Here is a 26,398-nt window from a genome sequence, read left to right as displayed (position 1 = left end):
ACTGCTCACGCATCTCCGGACCAGCTCACTAGGGTGCGTTGCCCGGCGGCCTGCGGCGGGCCATTCCCCTCCCCGCCCCTTCCCACAACTGGGGCTCCGCCCCAGCCCCCGTTCCGGGGTTGTGGTCCAGGCCCCGTTTCGGGGCTCCGCTCCAGTTCCCCTGCCGGGGGCCGCTCCAGTGTCCGGGGCTGGGGCTCTGTGGGCCCCGGAGTGGGGCTCCGTCCCAGACGCCGGGGGCCAGGGGTGAAGTCCCTGCGGGGGCGGGCGCGCTCGCTGGGAAGGTCTCTGAGGCTCATGTCCACCGGCGGAGACACATGGGCCGCTAGGCCGCGATGACGGCCGCCGTGGTGCGGCCGCCGTCTACGTCCAGCACGATGCCGTGGACGAACGTGGCCTCGTCGCTCGCGAGATACACCGCCGCGTGCGCGATGGCCTCCGGGCTTCCGACGCCACCGGCGGGGGTGCCGTTCATCATGACCTCGCCCGGGTGCACCTCACCGGGTACGGGGGTGTGGACCACTCCCGGGGAGATCGCGTTCACCCGCACGCCCCGGGGGCCGAACTCGGCGGCCCAGGCCCGTGTCAGGGTTTCCACCGCGCCCTTGCTGGAGCTGTAGAGCGCGCCGATGGGAATGCCCAGCCGGGCGATCCACGACCCCAGGTTGACGATCGCCCCGCCGCCCGCCTCGGCCATCGCCGGGGCGACCGCGGCGGTCAGGAAGAAGGGCGCCTTCACATTCACCGCGTAGACCTGGTCGAAGACCTTTTCCTCGGTGTTCGCGGTGCTGTCCCCGGGGTAGATCCCGGCGTTGTTGACCAGGACGTCGATGCCCCCGCCCAGAACGGACCCCGCCTCCTCGGCCAGGGCGCGGGACGCCTCCGCGCTTCCGTCCAGATCCGCCCGTACGAAATCGGCCCGGCCGCCCCGCGCGCGGATGGCGTCGACCACCTCCGTACCCCGCCCGGCGCTGCGGCCGGACACCACCACATGCGCGCCCTCGGCGGCGAACCGCTCCGCGATCGCCCGCCCGATGTTGCTGGTCGCGCCGGTCACCAGCGCCCTCTTGTCCTGCAGTCGTCCACTCGTTCCACTCATCACGCACTCCACTCCCGTACGCGCGGTCACCGCACGATGGATTCCCCGCGGATCCGCTGGGGCCATGCCACTGTGCGAAGAAAAAAATGGACTTGCAAGTCCAGAAGCGGGAGGCGGGCGGGCCGCCGCACGGCCCGCCCCACCGTTGGCGCTCAGATCACCGCCGCGCGCCGCAGATCGCTGATTCCCTGGTCGAGCACGGCCCGCAGATGGTCGGCCCGGCCGGTCGACTGGAGGAGCAGCACGCCGCCCTGGATGCCCGCCAGCAGGGCGGCGGCGCGCTGCTCGACATCCAGCTCGGCGGGCAGCTGCCCGGCCGTCTGGAGCGCCCGGATGCCGGTGGCCAGGTTCTCCTCCCACCGCCGCATCAACGTCACCACGACATCCCGGGCACCCGGCGTGGACCGGCCCAGATGGAGGACCAGCGAGCCCAGCGGGCACCTCTCGCCCTGCTCCGTGTAGCGCTTGACCACCTGATCGCGCCACCGGTGCCACGCCTCCCAGGAGTCCAGGCAGCCCAGATACGGCTGCTGGTCCGCCAGGACCTGGTCCGCCTCGTGGCGCGCGACCGCCAGCAGCAACTCGTCCTTCCCCTCCGGGAAGTAGTGGAACAACTGGCTCTTGCTGGTGCGGGTGTGCGCCATGATGTCGTCGAGCGTGGCCACCGACACGTCCTTCTCGCGCAGCACCGCCGCCGCGCCCTCGATGATCCGGTTCCGGGTGGCCCTCCCCTTCGCCGTCAGCTCCTTGTGCATCGCACCCCTCTCGACGGGACCGCTCGACTGGACTGGCTGGTCCAGCCTACCGAGCGAGGTTCCGGGTCCGGGCTCGTCCTGCGGCGATGTCCTGGCGGCCGGGACGGACCGTCAACCGGCCACGCACCGCCCGCTCAGCCCTTGCGCGGCCGCGGTTCGGACCGGTCGATCAACTGCCCCCTCAGTACGGTGAGTTGGTGGGACGCCTCGACCGCCCGGGGCTCGTCCAGGGAGGCGAGGGCCAGTACCAGGGTGTCCATGACCACGACGCCCGCCAGGGATTCCGCGGTGATGCCGGTGGGTGTGTGCGGTGCGCTGATCACCACATCGGCGTGGGTGGCCAGCGGCCCCGTGGGAACGTCGGTGACCAGTACGACGCTCGCGCCGACCGCCCGCGCCCGGTCCATGAGCACGGTGAACTCCCGCAGCCGGCGGCCGGGGTGGAGGATCACCACCGCGTCCCCCCGGCCCAGGCCCAGCAGTTCATCGGCCATGGTGAAGCCGGTGGTGCCGACGAAGCGGGCCCGGCGCCCGGCCCGGCGCAGCTTCAGCACCAGATGCCGGGCGCCCAGCTCCGAGGCGCCCACGCCGTAGGCGACCACCTCATGTGCGTCCGCCAGCGTTTGCACCGCTTGCTTCAGCACATCCGTCTCCAGGAGGCGGCGGCACTGCTCGAGGCGCTCCGCGGCCTCGTCGAAGACCCGGTCCTTGATCTCGTCCAGGTCGTGGCCGACGCGGGCGATGCGCTGCTTGAGCCGCTCCTCGGGCGCGGTCGCGGAGGTGAATCCGGCGGCCAGCTCCCTCTTGAGCGCGGGCAGACCGGCGTACCCGAGGCGCTGCAGGGCGCGGACGACGGTGGCGTTGCTCGTGCCACTGGCCGCGCCCAGCTCCTGTGCGCTCGCGAAGAGCAGATTCTCCGGCGGGGCGCCGACCAGGTACTGGGCCACCACCCGCTCGGAAGCGGACAGTTCACCCCACATATCCCGGACCGCGGCGGCCAGCCGTGTCGTCCCGGTAACGCTTTTCGGTTCGCTCATTACGGCTCTTGACTTCCCTGTGTCGGACATTACTATCTGGGCTCACCGTTCCAGGAACGCTGATTTCTGAAACAAATATTACAGCCCCTCGTGGGTCCGGGCCTCAGAAACACAGGAGTGCCATGACAGCCGCCACCATCCCCACCGTTGAGATCTCCGGCCCGCCGGCCGAGCGCGGCCGCCAGTACGGCGAGGCGGCGCGCGACAGCATCGGCAGGGCGCTCGCCTACTACGAGGAGGCGTTCGGCGAATCCTCGGGGCTCACCTGGGACCAGGTCACCGCGCGCGCCGAGCGCTGGCTGGAGCCGGTGCGCGGCTACGCCCCCGGGCTCGTCGAGGAGATGGCCGGGATCGCCGAGGGGGCGGGCGTCGGGCTCCTGGACGTGCTCGCGCTGAACGCCCGCGGCGAGATCATCTACGACCAGACCTTCGCCCGGATGCGGGCCCGGACGGACCCCGCAGCGGACGTCACGGACGCCGGGGACGTCACGGACGGCGCGGACGCCACGGACATCGCGGATGTCACCGGCGACCGGGAGATGACCGACGGCTGCACCTCCTTCGCCGTACTGGGCGAGGCGAGCGGCGACGGCCACGTCTACTGCGGCCAGAACTGGGACTGGCGGGCGGGCGTCGCGGACACCGTCCTGCTGCTCCGGATCGTCCAGCCCCCGCACCCCACCGTGGTCATGCAGGTGGAGGCCGGGCAGATCGGCCGCCAGGGCGCCAACTCCGCGGGCATCGCCCTCAACGCCAACGGCCTCGGCGGCCGGTTCGACGACGCCGTCGGACTGCCCCAGACCGTGATCCGGCGCCGGGTCCTGGACACCGCGTCGATCAGCGACGCGGTCGACGTACTGTGCCGCACCCGCGGCCACATCGCCAGCAACGCCCTGCTGACCTGCCGCGAGGGCTTCGCCCTCGACCTGGAGACCACTCCGGGCGCACATGGCTGGATGTATCCGGCCCAGGGGCTGCTCGTCCACGGCAACCACTACCAGACCACCGTCCCCGTCCAGCTCGCCGCCCGTTACCGCCCCGAGTCCTCCGACTCCCTGATCCGGGTGCCCCGGGCCGAGGCCGGACTGCGCAGGCTGCGCGAGGCCACCGCGCCCGAGGCGTCCCGCAAGCTGATCCACCAGGCGATGTCCGACCACCTCGGCCACCCCGAGGGCCTGTGCACCCACCCCGACCCCCGGCAGCCCGAGGTCAAGTGGTGGACGACGCTGCTGTCCTCCTGCGTGGACCTGACCACCGGTGACTACCACGTGACCCCCGGAACCCCCTGCGACCACGAGTACCAGCACCTGCCCTGGAACCTCTACGACGGCCCGCACGCCCCCCACTGACGCCTCCGCGCGTCCGTACGCCCCCCACTGACGCCTCCCGCACGTCCGCACGAACGACCGTCCGCACGAACGACCAGAGAGCCTGTCATGAGAACCAAGCTCTGTACCACCGCAGTCGGCCTCGTGGGTGCCCTGCTGTTCACCGCAGCGTGCTCCGGGGCGACGTCCGGGTCCGGCGGCGCGTCCGTCGACCCCGCGAAGCTCAAGCTCACCGACACCACCCCCAGGGCATCCGGCGCGGCCACCACGGTGAACTGGCTCGTGGAGCAGGAACCCGCCTCCCTGGACATCGACGCCCAGGGCGGCAGCTCCACCCGCACCGTGATGGCCAACGTGTGCGAGCGGCTGCTCCTGCTCAAGCCCGATCTGACCACCGCGCCGCGGCTGGCGGAGAAGGTCCGGTACACCGGCGACAAGAAGCTCGTCCTCACCCTCCGCGACGACGTCACCTTCCACGACGGCGCCCCGATGACCGCCGACGACGTGGTGTGGAGCCTCAAGCGGCACGCCAGGCCGGAGATGAACGAGTCCGACGAGTACGAGGACGTCGACACGATCGCCAAGACCGGTACCCACCAGGTCACCGTCACCTTCAAGAAGCCGAGCGCCCTGTTCACCAAGGCCCTCGCCGGTGACGCCGGGATCATCATGGAGCGCCGGGCGGTGGAGAAGCAGGGCGATGACTTCGGCACCCCCGGCCACCCCGACGCCTGCACCGGGCCGTACCGGGTGAAGAGCTGGAACTCCGGCTCCTCGCTCACCATCGAGCGCGCCGCGGACTACTGGGACAAGAGCGTCCACCCGCTCACCAAGGAGGTCGTCTTCCGCTGGGCCTCCGGCAGCGCCCTGGTCAACTCCATCTCCACGGGCGCCGCGGACGGCGCCTATCTGACCGCCACCGGCCCCGCCGCCGTGCTCTCCGAGAAGAAGGGCGTACGCGCCTACTACGGGCGGTCCACCACCACCTGGTCGCTCAGCCCCACCGACAGCGGTGCCCTGAAGGACGCCCGGCTGCGCAAGGCGCTGTCGCTGGCCATGGACCGCAAGGGCATCGCCGAGTCCGGCTTCAACGGCCTCGCCGAACCCTGGGCGACCCCGGTGGGCCCCGGGGCCTGGGGCTATCAGAAGGCCGCGTTCCAGAAGGCGCAGAAGGAGCTCGAGCGCTCCACCGCCTACGCCGTCTCGCCCTCGCCGGACGACATCGACCGGGCGAAGAAACTGGTCGAGCAGGCCGGGGAGCCCCCGGAGCCGATCGTGGTCTCCAGCGACGGCAGCGAGAGCCAGACGGTCATCACCAACGCGGTGCGCGGCGCGGCCCAGAAGATCGGGCTGCGGGTCACCGTCAAGACGATCGCGTCGAGCCGTTACGACGAGTTCTTCTCCGACCCCAGGTCCCGTGACGGCTTCGATCTGATCCCGGTCGACTGGTACATCTCCAAGGCCGACCCGGCGGGCTTCTACGACAACGGCATATCCGGCAGCACCAACAACTGGCTCGGCTACTCGGACAAGGGCTACGACACCCTCGTGGGCAAGGCCCAGCAGACCATCGACGACCGCGAGCGCGCCCGGCTGGTCATCGAAGCGCAGTCCAAGTTCGCCGGTGACGCGGTGTGGATCCCGCTGGTGGAGGTGCCGTCGGTGATGGTGCTCGGCGACAAGTACACCGGCCCGCCGGCGTCCATGGTGTCGATGTACTACCCGTGGGCCGCCGACCTCGGCACGAAGAAGGGCTGACACCATGATCCGCGGACTGCCGCGGCGGATCGCCGGCCTGTTCGCCACGCTGCTCGCCGCCTCGTTCCTCATCTTCGCCGCCGTCTACGCGGCCCCCGGGGACCCCGCCGTCCTCCTCTCCGGCAGCCGACAGGAGCTCACCCCGGAGAAGCTGGCGGCGGTCCGCGCGGAGCACCACCTGGACGAACCGCTCGTCGTCCAGTACGGCCGGTGGCTGTGGGACGGCGTCCAGGGCGACCTGGGCCGGTCGTTCCAGTACCGCGACCATGTGGCCGACCTGATCGGGGCGCGGCTGCCGACGACCCTGGAACTGGTCGGCTACGCCACGGTGTTCTTCGTGGTGCTGGGCGTCGGCTCCGGAGTGCTGGCGGCGCTGCGCCGCGGCTGGGTGGACTCGGCGGTGGTCGGCGGCACCACGCTGGCCGCCTCGGTGCCCGCCTTCGTGGCGGCCATCGCGCTGGTCTCCCTGTTCGGGGTGCGGCTCGGCTGGTTCCCGGTGACCGGCCAGGGCGAGGGCCTTGCCGGGCGGCTGCACCATCTGACGCTCCCCGCGTTCGCGCTCGCCCTCAGCGCGCTCGCCGTGATCAGCCGGGTCACCCGGCAGGCCATGGCCGAGGCGTACGCCTCCGACCACGTGGAGGCGGCCCGCGCCGCCGGGCAGTCGGAGCGCCAGATAGTCGTCCAGCACGTGCTGCGCAACGCGCTCGGGCCGATCGTCACCATGTGCGGGCTCGTCATGGCGGGCATGCTCGCCGGAACGGTGGTGGTCGAGACCGCCTTCGGACTCAGCGGGATCGGCTCACTGCTGGTCAGCGCCATCACCACGCATGACTTCCCGGTCACCCAGGCGGTGCTGCTGCTGATGGTCATCGGCTATGTCGTGGTGACGACGCTGGTCGACCTGGTCCATCCGCTGATCGATCCCCGGGTCGCGCCGGGCGGGCAGCCGCGGAGCAAGCCGGAAGGAAAGACCACATGAGGCCGGAGGGAAAGACCGCATGACGACGCTGACGGCCGGGGCACTGATCCCGGTGCGGGTCCGGGCCCGGCGCCCGGTACCGGTGATGATCGCGGGCGGCTTCCTCGCCCTGGTCGTGGTGGCGGCGGTGTGCGCACCCCTGATCGCCCCGCACCCGCCCGACGCGGTCGACCTGTCCGCCTCGCTCGCGGGGACCACCCCCCAGCATCCGCTGGGCACCGACGCCTCGGGGCAGGACCTGCTCTCCCGGGTGCTGTACGGCGCCCGGTCGAGCCTCCTGGCGCCCCTGGCGCTGCTCGCGCTGGCCGCGCTGCTCGGCGTCACCATGGGCACGGTCGCGGCGTGGCGCGGCGGCTGGGTGGACACCCTGCTCTCCCGGGTGACCGATGTGATGTACGCCTTCCCCGGCCTGCTGTTCGTGGTCCTGGTGATCGCGGTCTTCGGCGACGGCCTCACCACGTCGATCGTCGCCCTGGGGCTCGCGTACGCGCCCACCATCGCGCGGTACACCCGCAGCCTCGCCCTCGCCGAGCGCTCCCAGCCGTACATCGACGCCTACCGGGTGCAGGGCATGGGCGGGACCCGGATCTGCGTCCGCCATCTGGTGCCCAATCTGGCCGGGGCGATTGTCGGCTACCTCGTGGTGCTCTTCGGCGAGGGGCTGATGAGCCTGGCCACCCTCAGCTATCTGGGCTTCGGCGCCGGATCGCCCTCGATCGACTGGGGGCTGATGGTGCAGGAGGGGCAGGACGCCGTGGTGCAGGAGGCGCTGCTGCCGGCCCTCGTACCGGGCACGGCCATCGCCGCCGTCGTGGTGGCCTTCAACATCGTCGGGGTCTGGGTCTCGGACCGGCTGGGCAAGGGGAGGTAGGCGGCGATGCTGCTGGACATCGAGGATCTGACCATTGAACTGCCGCCCGGCGCCGCCGCCCGGCCGGTGCTCGCCGAGGTGTCGCTGAGGGTCGGCCGGGGCGAAGTGGTCGGCCTGGTGGGCGAGTCGGGCTCGGGCAAGTCCACCACGGCACGGGCGGTGCTGCGGATGCTCCCCGAGGGGGCGCGGACCTCCGGCTCGGTGGCGGTCGACGGCGAGGACGTGCTGGCCATGGACCCGGCCCGGCTGCGCCGCCACCGCTCCCGCACCGTCTCCATGATCTTCCAGGATCCGCGTTCGGCGATGAACCCGGTCCGCCGGATCGGCGACTTCCTCACCGATCCGCTCACCCGGGTCCTCGGCCTGTCCCGGCGCGACGCGCTGGCGAAGGCGGTGGAGCTGCTGGCCTCGGTCGGCCTGTCCGACCCCGAGCGCCGGATGCGGCAGCGCCCGCACGAGCTGTCCGGCGGGATGCTGCAGCGGGTCGTGATCGCCGCCGCCCTCTCCACCGACCCCGATCTGCTCCTCGCCGACGAGGCGACGAGCGCGCTGGACGCGACCACCCAGGCGGAGGTCCTGGCCCTGCTGCGGTCCGTCCAGGAGGAGCGGCGGCGGGCCGGAAGCGGCCTCGGGACGCTCTTCATCACCCACGACCTGCCGCTCGCCGCCGCCTACTGCGACCGGGTGTATGTGATGTACGCGGGCCGGGTGGTGGAACAGCGGCCCGCCCACGGGCTGTTCGCCGACCCCCGGCACCCCTACACCCGCGGTCTGCTGGACTGCTCGCCCAGCCTGGGTGACGACAGCGAACCGCGGCCCATCCCCGGCCGCCCGCCCTCCCTGTCCGACCCCCTCACCGGCTGCCCCTTCCTCCCGCGCTGCGCACGGGCCGAGGCGGAGTGCGAGACCTGGGCGCCGGTGGCCGTCCCCGTAGGCGGCGGTGACGGATCGGCCGGGGACGGCTCCGCGGCCTGCCGCCGACTGGAACTCGTCTCGAGGAGCAGCGCATGACCGAGCCCGCACTCGTCGTACAGGGGCTGTGCAAGACCTATGCGCTCCCGGGCGGCGGCCGGACCACGGCCGTGGACGACGTCTCGTTCTCCGTCCCGGCGGGCGGCTCGCTGGGCATCGTCGGGGAGTCCGGCTCCGGCAAGACCACGGTGGCCCGGATCCTGGTGGACCTCGTTCGCCCGGACGCGGGGACCATCGCGGTGAACGGACGGGAGCGCACACCGGGGCGGCGGGGCGGTGTGGTGCCGCTCGGACCGGGCGCGCGCCGGGCCGCACGGCTGGGCCGCGCCCGCGAGATCCAGATCGTCTTCCAGGACCCGTACGTATCCCTCGACCCGCGGCTGACCGCCCGTCAGTGCCTCCACACCGCGCTGCGGCTGCACGGCCGCCACGAGGGGCAGTCCGTCGCCAGCCGGATCGCGGAACTGCTCGACCAGGTGGGCCTCGGCAAGCGGGAGGCCGACGCCCGCCCGCGCGGTCTGTCGGGCGGACAGCGCCAGCGGCTGGCCATCGCCCGTGCGCTCGCCGTGGAGCCCGAAGTGCTGGTCCTGGACGAGGCGGTGGCGGCGCTCGACGTCTCCATCCAGGCCCAGATCCTCCGGCTGCTCGCCGACATCCGCGGGCAGACCGGGGTGGCCCTGGTCTTCGTCAGCCATGACCTGGCCGTCGTACGCCACATCACGGACGACACGCTGGTGATGCGGCACGGCCGCGCGGTCGAGACGGGCCCGACGGCCCGCGTCCTGGACACCCCGGAGGACCCGTACACCCGCCTCCTGCTGTCGTCGGTGCCGCACGACGGCTGGGACCCGGCGGAGACGGTACGGCTGCGCGCGGAACTCGCCGAGCCGTGAGGTGCGGGCCCCGGTGCCGCCGTGCCGTCAGGAGCCGCCCGCCGCCGCGAACGGGACCTGGGCGGCGGGCTGTTCAGGGGTGTCGGCCGTGTGGAAGGGGTGGGTCCACAGGCCCTGCCCGCGCAGCAGGGGCAGGACGCCCTCGCCGAACCAGTACGCCTCCTCCAGGTGTGGATAGCCGGACAGGATGAACTCGTCGATGCCGAGGTGGTGGTACTCGGCGATCCGCTCGGCCACCTCGGCGTGGCTGCCCACCAGCGCCGTGCCCGCGCCGCCGCGCACCAGGCCCACACCGGCCCAGAGGTTGGGGTAGATCTCGAGGTCGTCCACGCTGCCGCCGTGCAGGGCGAGCATGCGCTGCTGGCCCTCGGACTCGCTGCGGCCGAGGCCGTTCTGGATGGAGCGCACGGTCTCCGGGTCGAAGCCGTCGAGCAGTCGGCCCGCCTCGGCCCACGCCTGCTCGGCGGTGTCGCGGGTGATGACGTGCAGCCGGATGCCGAAGCGGACCGTACGGCCCTGCTCGGCGGCGAGGGAGCGGACCCAGGCGATCTTCTGGGCCACCTGGGCGGGCGGCTCGCCCCAGGTGAGGTAGACGTCCGAGTGGCGGGCGGCGACCTGGCCCGCGGCGGGGGAGGAGCCGCCGAAGTAGACCTCCGGGAGCGGGTCAGGGAGCCGGGCCAGCTTGGCGCCCTCGACCCGGAGGTGTTCGCCGGCGTGGTCGACGGTCTTGCCGTCCCACAGGTCGCGGACGATGCCCAGGAACTCGCCGGTGCGGGCGTAGCGGGCGTCCTTGTCGAGGAAGTCGCCGTAGCCGCGCTGCTCCTGGCTCTCCCCGCCGGTGACCACGTTGAGCATCAGCCGTCCGCCGGTCTGCCGCTGGTAGGTGGAGGCCATCTGGGCGGCGAAGGTGGGCGAGAGGAAACCGGGGCGGAAGGCCACCAGGAACTTCAGCCGCTCGGTGTGCTGGCTGACCATGGCGGTGGTCAGCCAGGCGTCCTCGCACCAGGCGCCGGTCGGGGTCAGGGCGCCCTCGAAGCCGAGGTGTTCGGCGGCGCGGGCGATCTGGGAGAGGTAGCCGACGGACGGCGGGCGGTCCCCTCCGGCCGAGGTGACGGGGGTGCCGTGGCCACCGCCGACGACATGGCGGCTGTCGCCGTTGGTGGGCAGGAACCAGTGGAAGGTGAGGGACATGGTGCGGCTCCGTTCAGCGGGGTCGGGTACTAGAGGAGGCCGTGGCGGGGTGGTTTCGTACCGCCCAGCACATAGCGGCCGATGTGCTGGACCTTCCAGCGGGCCGGGTCGTGCAGGGTGTGGGTACGGGCGTCCCGCCAGTGGCGGTGCAGGCCGAGCGCGTCCAGGGCCGAGCGGGTGCCGCACACCTCGAACAGCGAACTGCCCGTCTCCACCGCCGCGTTGGCCGCCGCCACCTTCGCCGCGGCCACCGCGATCGACGCCTCGGCGGCGGTGTCGTCGTCGAGGTGGCCACGGGCGGTGTCCACGGCCCGCGCGGCTGCGGACAGCAGCGCCTCGGCGCTCCGGACCTGGAGCGCCAGCTCACCGAAGCGCTGGATCAGCAGTGGGTCCTCGGCGGCGGTCTCGAAGCCGCTCTCGAACCAGGGGCGGCTCTTGGTGCGGACGAACGTCACCGCCTCCGCCAGCGCCCCCGAGGCGATCCCCGCGTCGATGGCCGCGTGCAGCAACTGCGCGAGCGCGCCGTGCAGTTGGGGCCCGGAGAAGGTGAGGTGGTGGGGTACCACCCGGTCGGCGGGTACCGGTACGGCCTCCAGCCGGACGGTGCCGCTCGCGGTCGTCCGCTGGCCCATGCCGTCCCAGTCGTCCACGACGGTCAGACCGGGCGCGTCCCGTGGCACATAGGCCACATGGAGATCGTCGTTTGCCACGCGGGCCAGTACCGGGATCCAGTCGGCGAACAGCGCACCGGTGGAGTAGTGCTTGATGCCGGTCAGGGTGTACGAGCCGTCGGCGGCCGGGGTGAGACGGGTGCGGATGTCCTGGAGGTGCTTGGTGCCCGCCTCCGACTGGGCGTTGCCGAACCGCTTCCCCGCCAGCACCTCGCCGAAGAAGAACGCCCGCTGGGCCTCGGTGCCCTGACGGCGCACCACATTGACGTACGCGAAGTGGCTCTGCGGGATCTGGGCGAGGCTGGCGTCGGCGGCGGCGAGCAGCCGGAACACCTCGGCGAGGGTCACGGCGGACACATCGGCGCCGCCGTGCCCGGCCGGGACGGTGATGGCCAGGAGCCCGGACGCCGACAGCCGGTCCAGTTCGGCACCCGGCAGCCTGCGCCGGGCGTCACGCTCGGCGGCGCCGTGCCGGAACTCCTCGGCCAGCGCCGCGGCCACCTTCAGCGCCTCGGCGTCATCGGCGATGACATGGGCGGGCTCGGGCAGGGACGACACGGTCAGCTCGCCGCGGCCAGGACGGTGGGGTGGCCGAGCGCCACCGAGAACTGGTCGACCACCTGCTCCAGCGCCTCGGCGGCCCCGGCCGCCACGCTCACCCCGCCGTCCGGCTCCACCGAGATGTCCGTGTCCAGGGTGAACCAGCCCTGGACGATATGGGCCGCGCCCATCGAGGACAGCACCGGCCGCAGCGCGTAGTCGATGGCCAGGACATGGGCGGTGGTGCCGCCGGTGGCCAGCGGCAGCACGGTCTTGCCCGCGAGCGCGTACTGCGGCAGCAGGTCCAGCAGGGACTTCAGCAGCCCGGAGTAGGCGGCCTTGTAGACCGGCGTCCCCACCACGAGCCCGTCCGCCTGCTCGACCAGTGCCCTGGCCCGGACGATGGCCGGGTGTGAGAAGTCCGCGCCGAGCAGCGCGGCGGCGGGCAGGGTGCGCACGTCGAGCGGGATCACCTGATGGCCCTGGGCGGTCAGCCGGGCGTCCAGGTGGCGCAGCAGCCGGGCGGTGCGTGAGGTGGCGGAGGGGGAACCGGAGAGGGACAGGACGGTGGCCATGAGCAACCCTTCGTGGTGCGGTCGAGCCGGTGGCGGCGGTGGGGCGGGAGCCGGTGGGAGGGGCGGCGGTCAGCTGAGCGCGGGCACCGGCTCCGGCAGCTCCGCCTCCAGCTCGCGGACCAGCGGCAGCACCCGCCGGCCGAAGTACTCGACCTCCTCTAGGTAGTGCAGGAAGCCCAGGAGGAAGAGGTCCACGCCGAGCCGCTTGTAGGCCACGATGCGCTCGGCGATCTGCTCGGGGGTGCCGATCAGCCCCGTACGGAAGCCGTCGTTGTACTGGACCAGGTCCTCGAAGGAGGAGTCCTGCCACATCCCCTTGCCGTCGGCGGTGGACTGCCCCGCCTGCTGGACGGCGCCACGGAAGCCGTCCACGGCCTCGGTGTCGGCCTTGGCGACGATCTCGCGGAGGGTGTCGCGTGCCTCGGCCTCGGTGTCACGGGCGATGAGGAAGGCGTTCAGGCCGAAGCCGGGCGCGGGGCGGCCGACGGTGGCGGCGGAGGCGCGGACGTCCCCGATCTGCTCGGTGACGCCGTCGAAGTCCTTGCCGTTGCTGAAGTACCAGTCGGAGACCCGGCCCGCCATGGCGCGCGCGGCGGTGGAGTTGCCGCCCTGGAAGATCTCCGGATGCGGGCGCTCGGGGGTGCTCAGCGGCTTCGGCTTGAGGGAGAAGTCACGTATCCGGTAGAAGTCCCCGGCCAGTTCGGCGTGGTCGTGCGTCCAGATGGCGCGCAGCGCCCGGATGAACTCCTCGGAGCGGCGGTAGCGCTCGTCGTGCTCCAGCCAGGGCTCGCCCAGCGCGGAGAACTCGCCCTTGAACCAGCCGCTGACGACGTTCACCGCGAACCGCCCGTCGGACAGGTGGTCGGCGGTGGCGCCCAGCTTGGCCAGGACTCCGGGGTGCCATAGCCCGGGGTGGACCGCGGCGATGACCTTCAGCCGCTGGGTGGCCAGCAGCAGCGCGAGGCTGAAGCTGGTGGACTCGTGCTGGTACTCGGCGCCGTAGCTGGCCATGTAGCGGACCTGGCTGAGGGCGTAGTCGAAGCCGTTGTTCTCGGCGAGCACGGCCAGGTCGCGGTTGTAGTCATAGCCCCAGTCGGTGCGCTGCTCGATGGTGCTGGTGACCAGGCCGCCGCTGACATTGGGCACCCAATAGGCGAAACGGAGGGGTTCTGCTGCGGGCATGGGGAACTCCCGGTGGAGCAATTGCGGGCACGGAGAATCGGCGCCCGGCGGTGAGCGGAATTCACCGTGGCCGGGACGCGGAAAGACCGGGAGCGCCGAGGGACGCCGAAGGCGGGGCGGCGCCCTCAATTCCACGGTGGCGGCGGCTAAAAGCCTTTCCCGATCATGGGAGGCGACGGGGAGCGAAGCGGAGGCGATTCCTCAGGGCTCGCTCGGACCCGTACGGCGGGTCAGACCGGACAGCGACAGGACGCGCTTGAGACACGCGCGAGGTCGACATGGCGTCGCCGCGTGAGCTCCTGTCGCTTCATGTCACCGATCCAACCAGGGGGAAGTCCTGCCGGTCAAGAAGGCCCGGGAGCCATTCCATATCCCGGACGCGCGGGCCGGGCCGCGGAAATTCCGCGGCGCCCGATTCGAGATTACCCGGGAGACGGGCCGGGGAGTGAGTCGGTATTCATGAGACCGTGATAGGGATCCCCTTGCAGCGGACGGGGCCGCGCGGGCATGGTGCGGCGTGTGCGAATTGAACAGCTCGAATACATCGCCGCCGTCACCCGCCTCGGATCGCTCCGCCGCGCCGCCGAGGAACTGCATCTGTCCCAGCCCGCGCTCAGCGAGACCGTGCGCAATCTGGAGCGCGAACTCGGCGTGGATCTGCTGGAGCGCAAGCGCTCCGGCGCGACGATCAGCGTGGAGGGACGGGAGCTGCTGCCGCATATCGCCAGCGTCATCGAGGCGGTCGACCGGCTGCGCGGCGCCGCCGGGGACCAGCACCGGGTCAGCCGGATGATCCGGCTGGGCACGGTCAACACCGCGACCGTCCCGCTGCTGATCCCGGCCGTACGGGAGTTCCGCGCCACCCATCCGGTGACCCAGGTCGAGGTGGTGGGAGCGCAGCAGGCCGAGATCCACCGGGCGCTGCTGGAGGGCGGCTTCGACCTGGGCCTGGTCAACTGCCTCCGGGGGGACGACGTTCCGCCCAGCCTGGAGAGCACCGAGCTGCTGCGCGGCCGCCCGGTGGTCTGTCTGCGCCCGGACAGCCCGCTGGCCGCCCGGCCGACGGTGAGCGCGGCGGATCTGCTGGACGGGCGGGAGCCGCTGATCGTGATGCGCTCCGGCTATCTGATGCACCGCCTCATCCACCGGCTGCTGGCCGGGCGCACCCCGTCCTTCTCGTACTCCACCGACGGGGCCGAGATGGGCAAGCTGATGGTGGCCGAGGGGCTGGGCGTCACCGTGCTCCCCGACTTCAGCGTCATCGGCGACCCCCTGGAGCGCGGCGGCGCGATCACCCACCGGCCGCTCGCGGACGAGGTCACCGAGGTGCTGTTGATGATCCAGCGCCGCCGCTCGGGCTCCGTGCCGCGCGCCGTACGCGATCTGCACGAGCTCTTCGTACGGCGCGCGGACACCTCCGCGACTCCGAGGGCTCCCCGGGGCTCCGCGGGGGCTATAGCTCCCTGAGCGCGGGCAGCAACTGCTTCTCGGCCCAGTCCAGGAACGGCCGCTGATGGTCGCCGCCGATCTGGACGAGCGCCACATCCGTGAAGCCCGCGTCCGCGAACGGCCGGATCAGCTCCCTGAACTCCTCGACGTCATCGCCGCACGGAATGGACGCGGCCACGTCCTCGGGCCGGACGAACTGGGTGGCGCCCGCGAAGGAGGCGGGCCCCGGCAGCTCAGAGTTGACCTTCCAGCCGCTCCCGAACCAGCGGAACTGGTCATGGGCGCGGGCGACCGCCGCGTCCCGGTCGGGGTCGTAGCAGACCGGGATCTGGCCGATCCGAGGCTTGCCCGCACCGCCGCTGGCCTCGAAGTCCGCCACCAGCTCGGACTTGGGCTCCGTCGCGATCAGGATGTCGGCCAGCCGCCCGGCCAGTTCGCAGGACTGCGGCCCGGAGACGGCCACGCCGATGGGCGGCGGCTGGTCCGGGAGGTCCCACAACTTCGCCGAGTCGACGTCGTAGTGGGTGCCGTGGTGGGTGACATGGCCACCGCCGAACAGCGCCCGGATGATCTCGATCGCCTCTTCCAGCATCTCGTGCCGCACATCCGCCGACGGCCAGCCCTGCCCGACCACATGCTCGTTCAGGTTCTCGCCCGACCCGAGCCCCAGCCGGAACCGCCCCTCGGACAGCAGCTGGAGCGTCGCCGCCTTCTGCGCCACCACCGCCGGGTGGTAGCGCACGGTGGGGCAGGTGACATACGTGGTCAGCGGGATCGAGGAGGTGGCCTGCGCGGCGGCGCCCAGCACGCTCCAGGCGTACGGGGCGTGCCCCTGGGAGTCCAGCCACGGGAAGTAGTGGTCGGAGGTCACCGAGAAGTCGAACCCGACCTGCTCGGCCCGGACCACGTCATCGACGAGCTGACGCGGTCCGGCCTGCTCGGTCATCATCGTGTATCCCCATCGAACCATGGCTCCCGAGTACCGCCCCCCACACCGCCCAAACGGGACAAACGGCTGGTCACCGTGGGTCGCGGCGGCTCACCTGCGGTAGGCCCGGGCGCGGCGGCGGCTACGATGTGGGCCATGGCGGAAACCGGTGGGGTGCGCGAGGTGAAGTCCGCGGGCCGCACCGTGGAACTGCTGGAACTGCTCGCCGCGCGCGGCGACCAGCCCGCCCGGCTGCGTGAGCTCGCCGAGGAGCTCGGCGTCCCGCGCAGCAGTATGTACGCCCTCCTCAAGACCCTGATCGACCGCGGCTGGGTGCGTACCGATGTCACCGGCTCGCTGTACGGCATCGGCATTCGCGCGCTGCTCACCGGCACCAGCTATCTGGACAGCGATCCACGGGTGCGGGCGGCGCGGCCGTATCTGGACGAGGCGTCCGATGTGCTGGGCGAGACCATTCACTTCGCCCGGCTGGACGGCGGCGATGTCGTCTACCTGGCCACGCGGGAATCGCATGAGTATCTGCGCCCCTTCAGCCGCGTCGGACGGCGGCTCCCGGCCCATGCGGGGGCCCTGGGGAAGGCGCTGCTCGCCGACCGGATCGACGGCGAACTCCCGCTGAGCTGCGAGGAGCTGACGCGGCTGACGCCCAACACCCACCGAACCCGCACCTCCCTCCTCGCCGATCTGAAGCGGGTGCGGGAGCGCGGCCACGCCATCGACCGGGAGGAGGGGGTCCTGGGCATCGTGGGCTTCGGCTTCGCCCTGCGGTACGACGTCCCCGCGGTGGACGCGATCAGCTGCTCGGTGCCGACGGCCCGGCTGACCGGGGGGCGGGAGGAGCGGATCGTCGCGGTGATGCGGGAGATCCGGACGGAGATCGAGGCGGTGGTGCCGAGGGGAACCGGCACGGGCCCGCGGTGGCGGCCGTAGGTCCCGGTGGAGCCGTCGCCGACGACCTGGAACCACGCCGAGATCTGCGGCAGCGTCACCTGGTAGGCGAGCGCCACGGCGGCCAGCGACACCATCGTCGCCGTCATCATCATCCAGCCGCCCAGCCAGCCCACATGGGGACCGCCCAGCAGGCTCGGACCAGTTGTAGACCGAACCGGCCACCGGAGAGCGGCCGGCCAGCTCGGCGAAGCACGGCGCCACCATCAGCTGCCCGGTGAAACACCATCGGCCATGACCACCAGTAGGCCGGGCCGCCGTGCGCCACGCCGAAGTAGAAGAGCTGGAAGGTGCCGGTCAGGATGGAGATGTAGCTGATCCCGGCGGCGAAGGTGTGGAAGTTGCCCAGGGTGCGCCGGAGTTCCGGACGGTAGCCGAGCTCGGTGAGCGAATCATCGTCGTGCGGACCCTCCGGCCGTGGCTCCGGCGGCGGTCCTTCCGGCCCGGTCGCCGTCAATCGAACCACCGTTGCGGACGGGGCGCGGTGTTGCGCCAGATGTGCTTCAGCTCCTGGTACTCGTGCATCCCGGACGGGCCGAGCTCCCGGCCGACACCGGACTGCTTCATCCCGCCCCACTCGGCCTGCGGGACATACGGATGGAAGTCGTTGATCCACACGGTCCCGGCCCGCAGCCGGGACGCCACCCGGTGCGCCTTCTCGGTGTCCTGCGTCCACACCCCGCCCGCCAGGCCGTACACCGTGTCGTTGGCGAGCGCCACCGCCTCGTCCTCGTCCCGGAACCGCTCCACGGTGAGCACCGGGCCGAAGGACTCGTCCCGCACCACCGACATGTCCGGGGTGCAGTCGTCCAGCACGGTCGGCAGGTAGTAGAAGCCCTTGGCCAGGTCCGGGTCGTCGGGCGGGGTCCCGCCGCAGCGCAGCACCGCGCCCTCGTCGATCCCCGCCGCCACATAGTCGGTGATCTTCTGGCGGTGCTCGGCGGAGATCAGCGGCCCGGTGCGGGCGTGTCCGTCGAACGGCCCGCCCAGCCGGATGTTCCGGGCCCGGCGGACGATCTCATCGACGAACGCGCCGTGCAGCTGCTCCTGCACCAGCAGCCGGGCACCGGCCGAGCACACCTGCCCGGAGTGCAGGAACACCGCCGTGAGCGCGTAGTCCACCGCGGTGTCGAAGTCGCAGTCGGTGAAGACGATGTTCGGGTTCTTGCCGCCCAGCTCCAGGGCCAGCTTCTTCACCGTGGGCGCGACGGCCGACATGATCCAGCGTCCGGTGACCACCCCGCCGGTGAAGGACACCATGTCCACGCGGTCGTCGGTGACCAGCGGCGCGCCCGCGGTGGCCCCCGAACCCAGGATCAGATTGGCGGCCCCGCCCGGCAGCCCGGCCTCGGTCAGCAGCCGCATCAGATGGATCGCGGAGTGCGGGGTCAGCTCGCTGGGCTTGAGGACGAAGGTGTTCCCGGCCGCCAGCGCGGGCGCCACCTTCCAGGCCGTCTGCAGCAGCGGGTAGTTCCACGGCGTGATCAGCGCACACACCCCGACCGGCTCGCGCACCACCTTGCTGTCGATCTCCGGACTGCCCACCTCCACCACCCGGCCGCCGCTGCCGGAGGAGGCGAGGGTGCCGAAGTAGCGGAAGCAGTTCGCGATGTCGTCGAGGTCGTACTCGCTCTCGACCAGCCGCTTCCCGGTGTCCAGGGACTCGGCCCGGGCGAGCGTGGGCTTCTCCCGCTCCAGCAGGTCCGCCACCCGCAGCAGCAGCCCGCCCCGGTCACCGGCCGGGGTGCCGGGCCACGATCCGCGGTCGAAGGCGTCCCGTGCGGCCGCCACCGCGGCGGCGGCGTCCTTCGGCCCCGCCTCGTCGACCACGGCGACCAGCGAGCCGTCCGCCGGGCACCGGATCTCACGGCTGTGTCCGTCGAGGGCGGTCGTCCAGTGGCCGCCGATGAACAGCTCCGGCATGGGCTCCTCCGGGCTCGGACGACAGGGCCGGTCCCGGGTGGATCCATCGACGCACCGTCCGGCCCACACACCGAGCGTAAGCGGCACGGGTCCCCCTCGCACGGTGTGGGGAGGGCGCGGGCGACACGGCGCGGTGGGACGTGGGCGGGGGCCCGGTGGCCCCGGGGAGGGCCGTTCCGGGAAACCTTCTCTGGGCGGTACGTGTGAGCGGACGCGTGGGCGGCACAATCCCTGGCATGGTCAACGCGTCCGAAGCCCATCGCGGCCCCGAAGCCCACCGCCGCCCCGAGCCTCCCCGCGCTCCCCAAGCCCTCGGCGCTCCCGACGCCGATGAGCTGCTCGCGGCCCTCGATCCGCTGTCCTTTCCGCGCCGGATGCGGGAGCTGGCCGGGCGGGCGCGGGCGGCCAGTGCCGAGGGGCGGCTGGGCGCGCTGATCGAGGAGTTGGAGCGGCGCGGGACGTACGAGCGGCGGCTGGCGGCCGTGGCCGCGGCGGTGGGCGGGCGTACCGGCCACCTCGCGGCGCGGCTCGCCGACCCGGACCCCGTGGTGCGGCACCGCGCCCTGGACACCGCGCGCCGCGGCGGCCCCGGCGCGGTCCCGGACGACGCGCTGGAGGCGGCCTTCGAGGACGCGCCCGCTACCGTACGGCGCGCACTGGCGCGCACCGTCGTGGCCGGGCGGCGCACCGCGCTCGCGGACCGGCTGATCGAGCCGTTCCGGGAGCGCTGGGGCGACGGCGAGGCCGCCCGGCTGCTCCCCGGATGCGGCGCCGAGACCGTGGCGCGGCTGCTGCCCGGGCTGTTCCACGCCGTCCGCGGCTGGCGGCCCCTCGTCTCCCGCCACCCGGTGGCCGTCCTGGACGAGGCGGCACGTCAGCTCGCCGCGCTGTCCGCGCCGCTGCGCGCCGACTGGTGGACCCGCTACGCGCCCTGTGTCGCGCTCGCCGCGCCCGTCGAGCCCGAGCGGGTGCTTGAGCTGCTGGAGGACTACGGCCACGGCCCGCTGCCGACCCCCGTACGGGACCGGCTGTCCGCGCTGGTGGCCGCCGATCCGAGCCGTACGCTACGGCTGCTGCTCGCCCCCGAGCACAGCGGCACCCGGCAGCGGCTGGACCGGGCCGTGCTGCGCCGGATCGTCCGCGCCGACCCGCCGGAGCTCGCCGAACTGGGCCGGGCCCTGCGGCATGACGCGGACGCCGACGCCCTCGCCCGGCTACTGGCCGCACTGCCCCCCGCCCACCGCTCCGCCTTCTACGACCAGGCCACCTACGACCGAGCCACCCACCGCGAGGCCGCCTACGGTCAGCCCGCCTACGGTCAGCCCGCCTACGACGGGCCCGCCGAGGGCCGGGCTACGGACGGTCGGGCCGCCGACGGCCGGGCCACTCGCGGCCAGGCGGCCCATGGCCGAGCTGCCGACGGCCGGGTTGAGGACGGCCGGGTCGCCTTTGACGGGCCCACGGAGGGCCCGGCTGCGGACGGCCGGGCCACCGACGGTCAGGCCACCTGCGGTCAGGTGACCTACGACGGGCCCGCCGATGGCCGGGTTAGCGAGGGGCGGGTCGCCTACGACGGGCCCGCCGATGGCCGGGCTTTGGACGGTCGGGCCGCCGACGGCCGGGCCACTCGCGGCCAGGCGGCCCATGGCCGAGCCGCCGACGGCCGGGTTGAGGACGGCCGGGTCGCCTTTGACGGGCCCACGGAGGGTCCGGCTGCGGACGGCCGGGCCACCTGCGGTCAGGTGACCTACGACGGGCCCGCCGATGGCCGGGCTTTGGACGGTCGGGCTACCGGTGGCCGGGTCGCTGAGGGCCGGGTTGAGGACGGCCGGGTCGCCTTTGACGGGCCCACGGAGGGCCCGGCTGCGGACGGCCGGGCCACCTGCGGTCAGGCCACCTGCGGTCAGGCCACCTGCGGTCAGGTGACCTACGACGGGCCCGCCGATGGCCGGGCTTTGGACGGTCGGGCTACCGGTGGCCGGGTCGCTGAGGGCCGGGTTGAGGACGGCCGGGTCGCCTTTGACGGGCCCACGGAGGGTCCGGCTGCGGACGGCCGAGCCACCTGCGGTCAGGTGACCTACGACGGGCCCGCCGATGGCCGGGTTGCCGCTGGCCGGGGCACTCGCGGCCAGGGGGCCCGTGACCGGGCCGTCCATGGCCAGGTCGGCCACGACCGAGCCGTCCACCGACGCGAGTCCGACCACTCCGTGGTCGCGCCCGCCGTGCTCGAGGTTCTGCCGCGCACCCGCCGTCAGGCCGAGGCCCGCCGGATGGCCGACCAGGCGCGTGAGCGCGGTGCGCCGTGGACCACCGTGCTGGAGTCGGTGGCCCATCTGCCGGTCGAGGAGGCGCGCGAGGAGCTGGCGGCCGCCGTGCGCCGCTCCTCGGCCGAGGAGCGCGCCCTGGCCCATCCGCTGCTGATCCGGTGCGTCGCCCGCTCCGGCGACCCGGACGCCCTCACCGAGCTGCTGCGCCAGTTCGAGCGGTTGCGCAACGAGCAGGACCCGGTGCGCTCCGCGGCGCTCGGCGCGCTCGCCCGTACCCACCCGGCGCTGTTCACCGACGACGCCGCCGAGCATCTGGACCGGATCGCCGCCGACGCGATCTCCGCCCGCGACTCGTCCTCCGCCACCCGCCAGGCGCTGCGCCGACTCGCCGTGGCGCTGCTGCGCGAACACGCCGTCACCGGGCGGCGGCAGCTGCTGGGCTGGGCGCTGCGCACCCTCACCCGGCTCGCGGGCAGCGTCGGCGCCGCCGACCTGGGCCGCCTCGACCACCAGCTGCGGCGCGGCCAGGAGCAGGCGGTGTTCGAGGCGTTGCGGCCCTGGCTGGAGGCGGGCGCCGAACGGGTCGACCACGAGCTGACCTTCGCCCTCGCCCGCTCCCTCGGGCGGCGCGCCCACGCACTCCCCGAGCTCCAGGAACTCCTCTGGCAGGCCATCTCGTTCGGCAGCGACGCGACCGCCCGCACCGCCATCGGGCTGTGGCTGGAACCACCGACAGAGCGCGACGCCCGGGTGGCCGAACTGCTCGCGCACGAGCCCTCGGCGGCCGTCCTGCCGCCCGTCCTGGCCGTGCTCACCCGCCGTCGCACCGATCTGCTCGACCTCGTCCTCGGCGACACCCCGCCGTACGGGCGCTTTCTGACCCCCGGCACCCACTGGACGCCGCCCACCGGACGGGACACCGGCCGATGGCTGCCCCGTCAGCAGGCCGCCGCCGCCCGCGTTCTGGCCCGGGCCGCCGCCGACACCTCCCTGCGGGCGCGGCAGCGGGCGGACGCCGTCGCCGGGGCCGCGCCGATCCCCGGCCATGGCGCGGCCACCGTCCGGACCTGGACGGACACCGACGATGTGGTCCTCGCCGAGACCGCGCTCGCCGCCCTCGCCCGCACCGACCGCCCCGGCGATGCCCTGCCCGCCCTGCTCGCCCACGCGGGCGACGACCGGGCGCGGGTGGCGATGTACGCGGCCACCAGGGCGTCCCGATACGTCGAGCCGTCACGGCTGGGGCGGCTGGTGCGCGGGATGCTCGCACCGGACGGGGTCGCCACCGCCGTACCGCCCGTCCCCGCGAAAGTCACCAGCCGTAAGGAGGCCATCCGGCTCGCCGCCACCCTGCTTCCGGTGGCCGACGCCGCCGCGCTGCTCGCCGACGCCTTCGAACTGCCCGGCCAGCACCCCGACGCGCAGGCCGCCTGTGTCGCCTTCGCCACCGGGCTGCTCGACACCAAACGCGCCTGGGAGCTGCTGACCGCGGCCGCGAGCGGGCGGCGCGAGCTGCGCCACGCCGTGCTGCGCACCCGCCCGCTGGACCTCCCCGAGGCCCACCGCGGTCGCTACGCCCAGCTCATACGCGCCGTCTGCGACACCGAGGACCCCGAGGTGGCGGCGGCCGGTTACGGGGCGCTGGCCCGCTGGTCGCCGTGGGCGCCGGACGCGGCGGCCGTACTGGTGGCGGCCGTCACCGACCTGGGCAACCGGGCGAGCTGGCGGCCCGCCGCCGACGCCCTGCTGGACCTGATGGCCGCCGCGCCCGATGGATCGCCCGGTGACAACCCTCTGGCCTGGGCGCTGGCCGCGCTCGCCACCGCCGACGCCCGGCCCGGCGGCCCCGACGCCGAACCGGACCGGGACCGCCCCGCCCACCGCCGCATCCGGCACCTCGCCGACCAGCTCGCCACCCGGGCCCGGATGCGGCCCCGGGCGACCCGGCGCACCGCGCGGGCCGCCGGTGAACTCCTCGCCGGGTACGAGACGTTCGTCCAGGAGGCCGCCCACGTGCTGGTGAACGCCCTCGACCTGAATGCCCGCCCCGGCCCGCTGGCCGCCGCCCTCGCCCGCCTGGCCCGGCTGCACACCGTCCGCCCCGCGCTCGCTGTCCATACCGCCGACACCCTGCGCCGACGGCTGAACACCGCCACGCGGCCGGGCTCCGACGCGGCCCTGCTGCGCGCCGCGCGGGAGCTCGACGAGGACGGGGGCCACGCCTCCGGGCTGTTCGCCGTGACCCTTACGGAGGCCGCCGGGGCCCGTACGGCATGGGCGGAGCCCTGGCGGGAGCGGCTGCGCACGCTGCGCGGCCATCCGCACCCGGATGTGCGGGACGCGGCGCTGCGGCTGACGACGGCGGGGGAGTGAGGCGGCGGTGTGGCGCGGGGTCCCGGCCGGGTCCCCGGGGATTCCACCGGACCCCGGGGACCCGGCCGGACCCCGGGGGTCAGTCGCTCTCGCGCCAGGTGCCGTCGCCGTAGTCGTAGGCGTAGGCCGGGCGCCCCTTGAGGCTGCTGGTGCGGAACGGCGAGCCGTGGTCGTCGATCCGTACCGATCCCGAGCGGCCGCCGCTCGACCAGTCAAGCTCCAGGTACCAGCTGCAGTCGCAGCCCGCCGTCCGGGCTTTGACCAGCAGCACCTCCGGATCCGATGCCGAGACGCGGTAGGGGAAGTGGACGGCGGGGATCGGCTTGCCCGCGTCATTGCCGTCCGTGGGGCGGGCAAGCGGACGGGCGGCGTCCAGATTCACCGAGAAGGCGCGCGGGGTGAGGGAGCCCCCGCAGCCGTTGTCCATGGCGAACGACGACCACGCAAGGGGGGTGCGGCGGCCCACGACCCGTACGTGCAGGGCCTGTAGGACGACGGTCGACGAGGCCCGGCCCTGCACCGTGACCTCCACATTGGTGTTCCCGCCGTGCACCGCGTCATGGGCGGCGGCCCACGTCGGCGCGTCCTGCTCGGTGGGCGGCGGGGCCACCTGGGACGGTGGCCGGTCGATGAGATAGCTGTGGCCGCAGCCGCTCTCCCAGACGTGGGAACGGGTGGAGAGGGTGAGCGGGACCTGGGTGGATCCACCGTGGCCAGGCCCCTTGGTCGCGCCGGGCGCCGGGGAGCCGGAGGCGTCCCCCTTGGCTCGCCGCTCCTTGCCGGGTCCGCCCTTCCCGTCGCCGTCGCCGTGAGGTGCGCCGGACGCCTTGTCGTCGCCCTTCGTCTTCCGACGGTCCAGCTGGCCCCGGGCGGTCGGCCCGGCGGGCGGTGTGGAGGTGGACGCCGCGGAGGGAGGCACGGCCGCGGTGTCCTTACGGTCGTCATCGCCGGGCGGCCGTACCTCGACCGCGGTGACGGCGAGCACCACAACGGCGGCGGCCCCGGCGAGCAGCGCCCATGGTCGGCGATGTGCGCGTGAGGAGGTGACGGCGGCGGTGGCGTTTGCGGCCACGGCCCGCAAACGGGCTCGCTTGGCGGGCGGGGGGTCGGCGTTGCCGGTGGATGTGGGTTCGGGTCCGGATGCGGTCTTGCCGGTGGCCGTGGGTTCGGCCGTGGCTGCGTCCGTGGTCGCCGGTCCGGCCTCGCCCGCGGACGCGCCGGGTGGCTGGGCGCCGGTGCCGTCGGCCCGGGTGGCGGTGTCGGGCCGCTCATCGGCTGCCGCGCCCGGCTGAGCGTCGCGCGAGCGCGCACCGGCCTCCGGATCGCCGCCGATGTCCCCGGCCGGGCCCTGGCCGATGTCCCCGGCCTGGCCGACGTCCCCGGCCGGGCCGTCGGCCGCGTCCTCGCCCCCGTGCGGAGCCGACACCGCACCGCTCTCGCGGTCGGCCTCGCGCGCGCGGCGCTTGGCGGCGTCCGCGAGGATCCAGCGGCGGTGGAGCGCGACCAGCTCCTCCGGGGTGGCGCCGCACAGCCGGGCTAACCGCTCGACCGGGGCGTAGTCCGCCGGGACCGCGTCGCCGTTGCAGTAGCGGTGCAGCGTGGACGTGCTGACGTGCAGGCGCGTGGCCAGCGAGCCGTAACTGCGGCCCGAACGCTCCTTCAGCGCCCGCAGTCTCTCGGCGAAATCCTCGACCTCTTTGGCGTTTCCCACGCCCACCATCCCCCAATGTCGTCCCCGGCACCGCGAGTCGTCCCGAGGGCGTCCCACGAGCGCGTTCCAGGGTGCTGTCATACCCCCAAGTCAGCGTACGTGCAGGCGTTCCAGCGTCCCGAACGCCCCGCCGGTCCTAGCCGTAACGGCCAGTTGGCGCACAGGCTTGCCCTGTCGCCGCGGCCTTCCGGCGCGACGGCGACATGTACAAACCTTGAGTTCGGGAAGAGACGGGGAAGCACCTCATGCGCAACTCATTACGCGGCGCCGCGCTCGGCGCCGTGGCTGTGGCCGCGGTCGTGGCCGGGACCGGGACCGGGCTGGCCGCCCAAGCGCCGTCCGCCCAGGCCCGGGCGGGGGCGGCCGTGCCCCAGCGCACCCCCGCCCACCTCGTGCCGAGGGAACTTCCGCCGCGTCCGGGCTCCGACTGGTACGCGAGTGATGTCACCAAGGGCCTGTCCGAGACCCCTCCGTTCTGCGTCGAGAAGACCTTCCCGTCGGCCGGGGCGACCCACCGCACCTTCTGGACCGAGTACGACACCGGCGCCGCCCAGGTCGTGGTCAGGACCGGCACGGTGGAGGCGGCCCGCAAGCTCGCCGCCGCGGCCGAGAAGAAGATCCGCGACTGCGCCACCGACTGGGAGGGCCAGTACCCGGAGGGCACCGCCTCATGGCGGGACTACGGCGCCGTGGCGGCCGAAGACGGCGCCCATGTCTACGGCGTCCACACCTCGTACCCGGACTCGGAGCCCAGCATCCACCTCTTCGGCGTGGGCCGCGACGGACGGACCGTCACCGTCGTGACGTGGGGCGAGATGGGCGGCTACGCCCAGGCGCCGCTGGCCGCATTCAAACGCACCACCACGACCGCCGTGACCAAGCTGTACCACCCGTGAGCGGGGCCTGACCCGGGGGACGGGGGGACGGGGA

Annotated in this window: 21 protein-coding genes and 1 pseudogene; 10 read left to right on the top strand and 12 right to left on the bottom strand. The window is 73.4% G+C overall.

The genetic code is table 11. The features are described 5' to 3' along the window. Positions 1–322: 322 nt before the first annotated feature. The 3 genes from VT50_RS37135 to VT50_RS37125 all read right to left on the bottom strand — a co-directional run bounded on the left by VT50_RS37135 (position 323) and on the right by VT50_RS37125 (position 2,888). Positions 323–1,096, bottom strand: a complete 774-nt coding sequence (locus tag VT50_RS37135) for an SDR family NAD(P)-dependent oxidoreductase (RefSeq protein ID WP_079343978.1) — start codon at positions 1,094–1,096, stop codon at positions 323–325. Between the two features lie 152 nt (positions 1,097–1,248). Next, the gene (locus tag VT50_RS37130) at positions 1,249–1,851 is read right to left on the bottom strand and encodes a TetR/AcrR family transcriptional regulator (RefSeq protein ID WP_046089633.1); all 603 of its coding nucleotides are present in this window, start codon (positions 1,849–1,851) and stop codon (positions 1,249–1,251) included. 134 nt (positions 1,852–1,985) lie between these two features. Continuing rightward, on the bottom strand, positions 1,986–2,888 hold the full coding sequence (locus VT50_RS37125) for a MurR/RpiR family transcriptional regulator (protein ID WP_046089632.1): 903 nt from the start codon (positions 2,886–2,888) through the stop codon (positions 1,986–1,988). A gap of 122 nt (positions 2,889–3,010) precedes the next feature. Here VT50_RS37125 and VT50_RS37120 point away from each other — a divergent pair, with 122 nt between their 5' ends. The 6 genes from VT50_RS37120 (at position 3,011) to VT50_RS37095 (ending at position 9,689) form a co-directional block, all read left to right on the top strand. Next, the gene (locus VT50_RS37120) at positions 3,011–4,237 is read left to right on the top strand and encodes an acyl-CoA--6-aminopenicillanic acid acyltransferase (RefSeq protein ID WP_046089631.1); all 1,227 of its coding nucleotides are present in this window, start codon (positions 3,011–3,013) and stop codon (positions 4,235–4,237) included. Positions 4,238–4,324: 87 nt separating this feature from the next. Then, positions 4,325–5,974: an ABC transporter substrate-binding protein gene (locus VT50_RS37115; protein ID WP_046089630.1), complete on the top strand. Its 1,650-nt coding sequence runs from the start codon at positions 4,325–4,327 to the stop codon at positions 5,972–5,974. A gap of 4 nt (positions 5,975–5,978) precedes the next feature. Continuing rightward, on the top strand, positions 5,979–6,953 hold the full coding sequence (locus tag VT50_RS37110) for an ABC transporter permease (RefSeq protein ID WP_046089629.1): 975 nt from the start codon (positions 5,979–5,981) through the stop codon (positions 6,951–6,953). Positions 6,954–6,972: 19 nt separating this feature from the next. Continuing rightward, positions 6,973–7,824 carry an ABC transporter permease gene (locus tag VT50_RS37105; protein WP_053048780.1) on the top strand — a complete coding sequence of 284 codons (852 nt, stop codon included), beginning with the start codon at positions 6,973–6,975 and terminating at the stop codon, positions 7,822–7,824. Between the two features lie 6 nt (positions 7,825–7,830). Beyond that, positions 7,831–8,835: an ABC transporter ATP-binding protein gene (locus VT50_RS37100; RefSeq protein WP_046089628.1), complete on the top strand. Its 1,005-nt coding sequence runs from the start codon at positions 7,831–7,833 to the stop codon at positions 8,833–8,835. Next, positions 8,832–9,689, top strand: coding sequence for an ABC transporter ATP-binding protein (locus VT50_RS37095; RefSeq protein WP_046089627.1), 858 nt, complete (start codon positions 8,832–8,834; stop codon positions 9,687–9,689). The genes VT50_RS37100 and VT50_RS37095 overlap by 4 nt, the downstream gene beginning before the upstream one ends. Before the next feature lie 27 nt (positions 9,690–9,716). Here VT50_RS37095 and VT50_RS37090 read toward each other — a convergent pair whose 3' ends face one another. From VT50_RS37090 to VT50_RS41520, 5 genes are all read right to left on the bottom strand, one after another. Then, on the bottom strand, positions 9,717–10,880 hold the full coding sequence (locus VT50_RS37090) for an LLM class flavin-dependent oxidoreductase (protein WP_046089626.1): 1,164 nt from the start codon (positions 10,878–10,880) through the stop codon (positions 9,717–9,719). A 29-nt stretch (positions 10,881–10,909) separates the two neighbouring features. Beyond that, positions 10,910–12,109, bottom strand: coding sequence for an SfnB family sulfur acquisition oxidoreductase (locus VT50_RS37085; RefSeq protein ID WP_075200518.1), 1,200 nt, complete (start codon positions 12,107–12,109; stop codon positions 10,910–10,912). Between the two features lie 2 nt (positions 12,110–12,111). Beyond that, complete coding sequence (ssuE, locus tag VT50_RS37080) at positions 12,112–12,666, bottom strand: NADPH-dependent FMN reductase (RefSeq protein WP_046089625.1); 555 nt, start codon at positions 12,664–12,666, stop codon at positions 12,112–12,114. Positions 12,667–12,735: 69 nt separating this feature from the next. Next, the gene (gene sfnG / locus VT50_RS37075; RefSeq protein ID WP_046089624.1) at positions 12,736–13,848 is read right to left on the bottom strand and encodes a dimethylsulfone monooxygenase SfnG; all 1,113 of its coding nucleotides are present in this window, start codon (positions 13,846–13,848) and stop codon (positions 12,736–12,738) included. 230 nt (positions 13,849–14,078) lie between these two features. Beyond that, a complete protein-coding gene (locus VT50_RS41520; protein WP_420822265.1) occupies positions 14,079–14,159 on the bottom strand; it encodes a putative leader peptide in 81 nt (26 codons plus the stop codon). Positions 14,160–14,367: 208 nt separating this feature from the next. On the opposite strand from VT50_RS41520, the gene VT50_RS37070 reads away from it, so the two are divergent. Beyond that, positions 14,368–15,315 (top strand): LysR family transcriptional regulator, encoded by a 948-nt coding sequence (locus tag VT50_RS37070; RefSeq protein ID WP_046089635.1) that lies wholly within the window; start codon positions 14,368–14,370, stop codon positions 15,313–15,315. Here VT50_RS37070 and VT50_RS37065 read toward each other — a convergent pair. After that, a complete protein-coding gene (locus VT50_RS37065) occupies positions 15,302–16,267 on the bottom strand; it encodes an LLM class F420-dependent oxidoreductase (RefSeq protein WP_046089623.1) in 966 nt (321 codons plus the stop codon). The two genes, VT50_RS37070 and VT50_RS37065, sit on opposite strands and share 14 nt — an antisense overlap. Before the next feature lie 114 nt (positions 16,268–16,381). On the opposite strand from VT50_RS37065, the gene VT50_RS37060 reads away from it, so the two are divergent. Next, positions 16,382–17,176, top strand: coding sequence for an IclR family transcriptional regulator (locus VT50_RS37060; protein WP_046089622.1), 795 nt, complete (start codon positions 16,382–16,384; stop codon positions 17,174–17,176). On the opposite strand, the pseudogene VT50_RS37055 reads toward VT50_RS37060, so the two are convergent. Both VT50_RS37055 and VT50_RS37050 read right to left on the bottom strand, forming a co-directional pair. After that, positions 17,176–17,651 (bottom strand): annotated as a pseudogene (locus tag VT50_RS37055) (amino acid permease); the annotation flags it as partial. The gene VT50_RS37060 and the pseudogene VT50_RS37055 overlap by 1 nt on opposite strands. Next, positions 17,648–19,117, bottom strand: coding sequence for an aldehyde dehydrogenase family protein (locus tag VT50_RS37050; protein ID WP_046089620.1), 1,470 nt, complete (start codon positions 19,115–19,117; stop codon positions 17,648–17,650). The pseudogene VT50_RS37055 and the gene VT50_RS37050, both read right to left, overlap by 4 nt. Before the next feature lie 236 nt (positions 19,118–19,353). On the opposite strand from VT50_RS37050, the gene VT50_RS40865 reads away from it, so the two are divergent. Next, the gene (locus VT50_RS40865) at positions 19,354–23,757 is read left to right on the top strand and encodes a hypothetical protein (protein ID WP_240529470.1); all 4,404 of its coding nucleotides are present in this window, start codon (positions 19,354–19,356) and stop codon (positions 23,755–23,757) included. 79 nt (positions 23,758–23,836) lie between these two features. On the opposite strand, the gene VT50_RS41120 is transcribed toward VT50_RS40865, so the two are convergent. Further along, positions 23,837–25,468 (bottom strand): transcriptional regulator, encoded by a 1,632-nt coding sequence (locus tag VT50_RS41120; RefSeq protein ID WP_420822264.1) that lies wholly within the window; start codon positions 25,466–25,468, stop codon positions 23,837–23,839. A 245-nt stretch (positions 25,469–25,713) separates the two neighbouring features. Here VT50_RS41120 and VT50_RS37035 point away from each other — a divergent pair, with 245 nt between their 5' ends. Then, positions 25,714–26,364: a hypothetical protein gene (locus VT50_RS37035; RefSeq protein ID WP_046090382.1), complete on the top strand. Its 651-nt coding sequence runs from the start codon at positions 25,714–25,716 to the stop codon at positions 26,362–26,364. Positions 26,365–26,398 lie beyond the last annotated feature (34 nt).

The organism is Streptomyces antioxidans, from assembly GCF_000968685.2.
In the GTDB taxonomy this organism is placed as follows: Bacteria; Actinomycetota; Actinomycetes; order Streptomycetales; family Streptomycetaceae; genus Streptomyces; species Streptomyces antioxidans.
Note: the sequence above shows the minus strand (reverse complement) of the source record. Positions and strands in the feature narration are given on the sequence as shown.

What these genes read in the sequence shown, in the direction of transcription:
- VT50_RS37135 (WP_079343978.1), bottom strand. Translation starts at nt 1,096, where the DNA reads ATGAGTGGAACGAGTGGACGACTGCAGGACAAGAGGGCGCTGGTGACC.
- VT50_RS37130 (WP_046089633.1), bottom strand. Translation starts at nt 1,851, where the DNA reads ATGCACAAGGAGCTGACGGCGAAGGGGAGGGCCACCCGGAACCGGATC.
- VT50_RS37125 (WP_046089632.1), bottom strand. Translation starts at nt 2,888, where the DNA reads ATGAGCGAACCGAAAAGCGTTACCGGGACGACACGGCTGGCCGCCGCG.
- VT50_RS37120 (WP_046089631.1), top strand. Translation starts at nt 3,011, where the DNA reads ATGACAGCCGCCACCATCCCCACCGTTGAGATCTCCGGCCCGCCGGCC.
- VT50_RS37115 (WP_046089630.1), top strand. Translation starts at nt 4,325, where the DNA reads ATGAGAACCAAGCTCTGTACCACCGCAGTCGGCCTCGTGGGTGCCCTG.
- VT50_RS37110 (WP_046089629.1), top strand. Translation starts at nt 5,979, where the DNA reads ATGATCCGCGGACTGCCGCGGCGGATCGCCGGCCTGTTCGCCACGCTG.
- VT50_RS37105 (WP_053048780.1), top strand. Translation starts at nt 6,973, where the DNA reads ATGACGACGCTGACGGCCGGGGCACTGATCCCGGTGCGGGTCCGGGCC.
- VT50_RS37100 (WP_046089628.1), top strand. Translation starts at nt 7,831, where the DNA reads ATGCTGCTGGACATCGAGGATCTGACCATTGAACTGCCGCCCGGCGCC.
- VT50_RS37095 (WP_046089627.1), top strand. Translation starts at nt 8,832, where the DNA reads ATGACCGAGCCCGCACTCGTCGTACAGGGGCTGTGCAAGACCTATGCG.
- VT50_RS37090 (WP_046089626.1), bottom strand. Translation starts at nt 10,880, where the DNA reads ATGTCCCTCACCTTCCACTGGTTCCTGCCCACCAACGGCGACAGCCGC.
- ssuE (WP_046089625.1), bottom strand. Translation starts at nt 12,666, where the DNA reads ATGGCCACCGTCCTGTCCCTCTCCGGTTCCCCCTCCGCCACCTCACGC.
- sfnG (WP_046089624.1), bottom strand. Translation starts at nt 13,848, where the DNA reads ATGCCCGCAGCAGAACCCCTCCGTTTCGCCTATTGGGTGCCCAATGTC.
- VT50_RS41520 (WP_420822265.1), bottom strand. Translation starts at nt 14,159, where the DNA reads ATGAAGCGACAGGAGCTCACGCGGCGACGCCATGTCGACCTCGCGCGT.
- VT50_RS37065 (WP_046089623.1), bottom strand. Translation starts at nt 16,267, where the DNA reads ATGGTTCGATGGGGATACACGATGATGACCGAGCAGGCCGGACCGCGT.
- VT50_RS37060 (WP_046089622.1), top strand. Translation starts at nt 16,382, where the DNA reads ATGGCGGAAACCGGTGGGGTGCGCGAGGTGAAGTCCGCGGGCCGCACC.
- VT50_RS37050 (WP_046089620.1), bottom strand. Translation starts at nt 19,117, where the DNA reads ATGCCGGAGCTGTTCATCGGCGGCCACTGGACGACCGCCCTCGACGGA.
- VT50_RS40865 (WP_240529470.1), top strand. Translation starts at nt 19,354, where the DNA reads ATGGTCAACGCGTCCGAAGCCCATCGCGGCCCCGAAGCCCACCGCCGC.
- VT50_RS37035 (WP_046090382.1), top strand. Translation starts at nt 25,714, where the DNA reads ATGCGCAACTCATTACGCGGCGCCGCGCTCGGCGCCGTGGCTGTGGCC.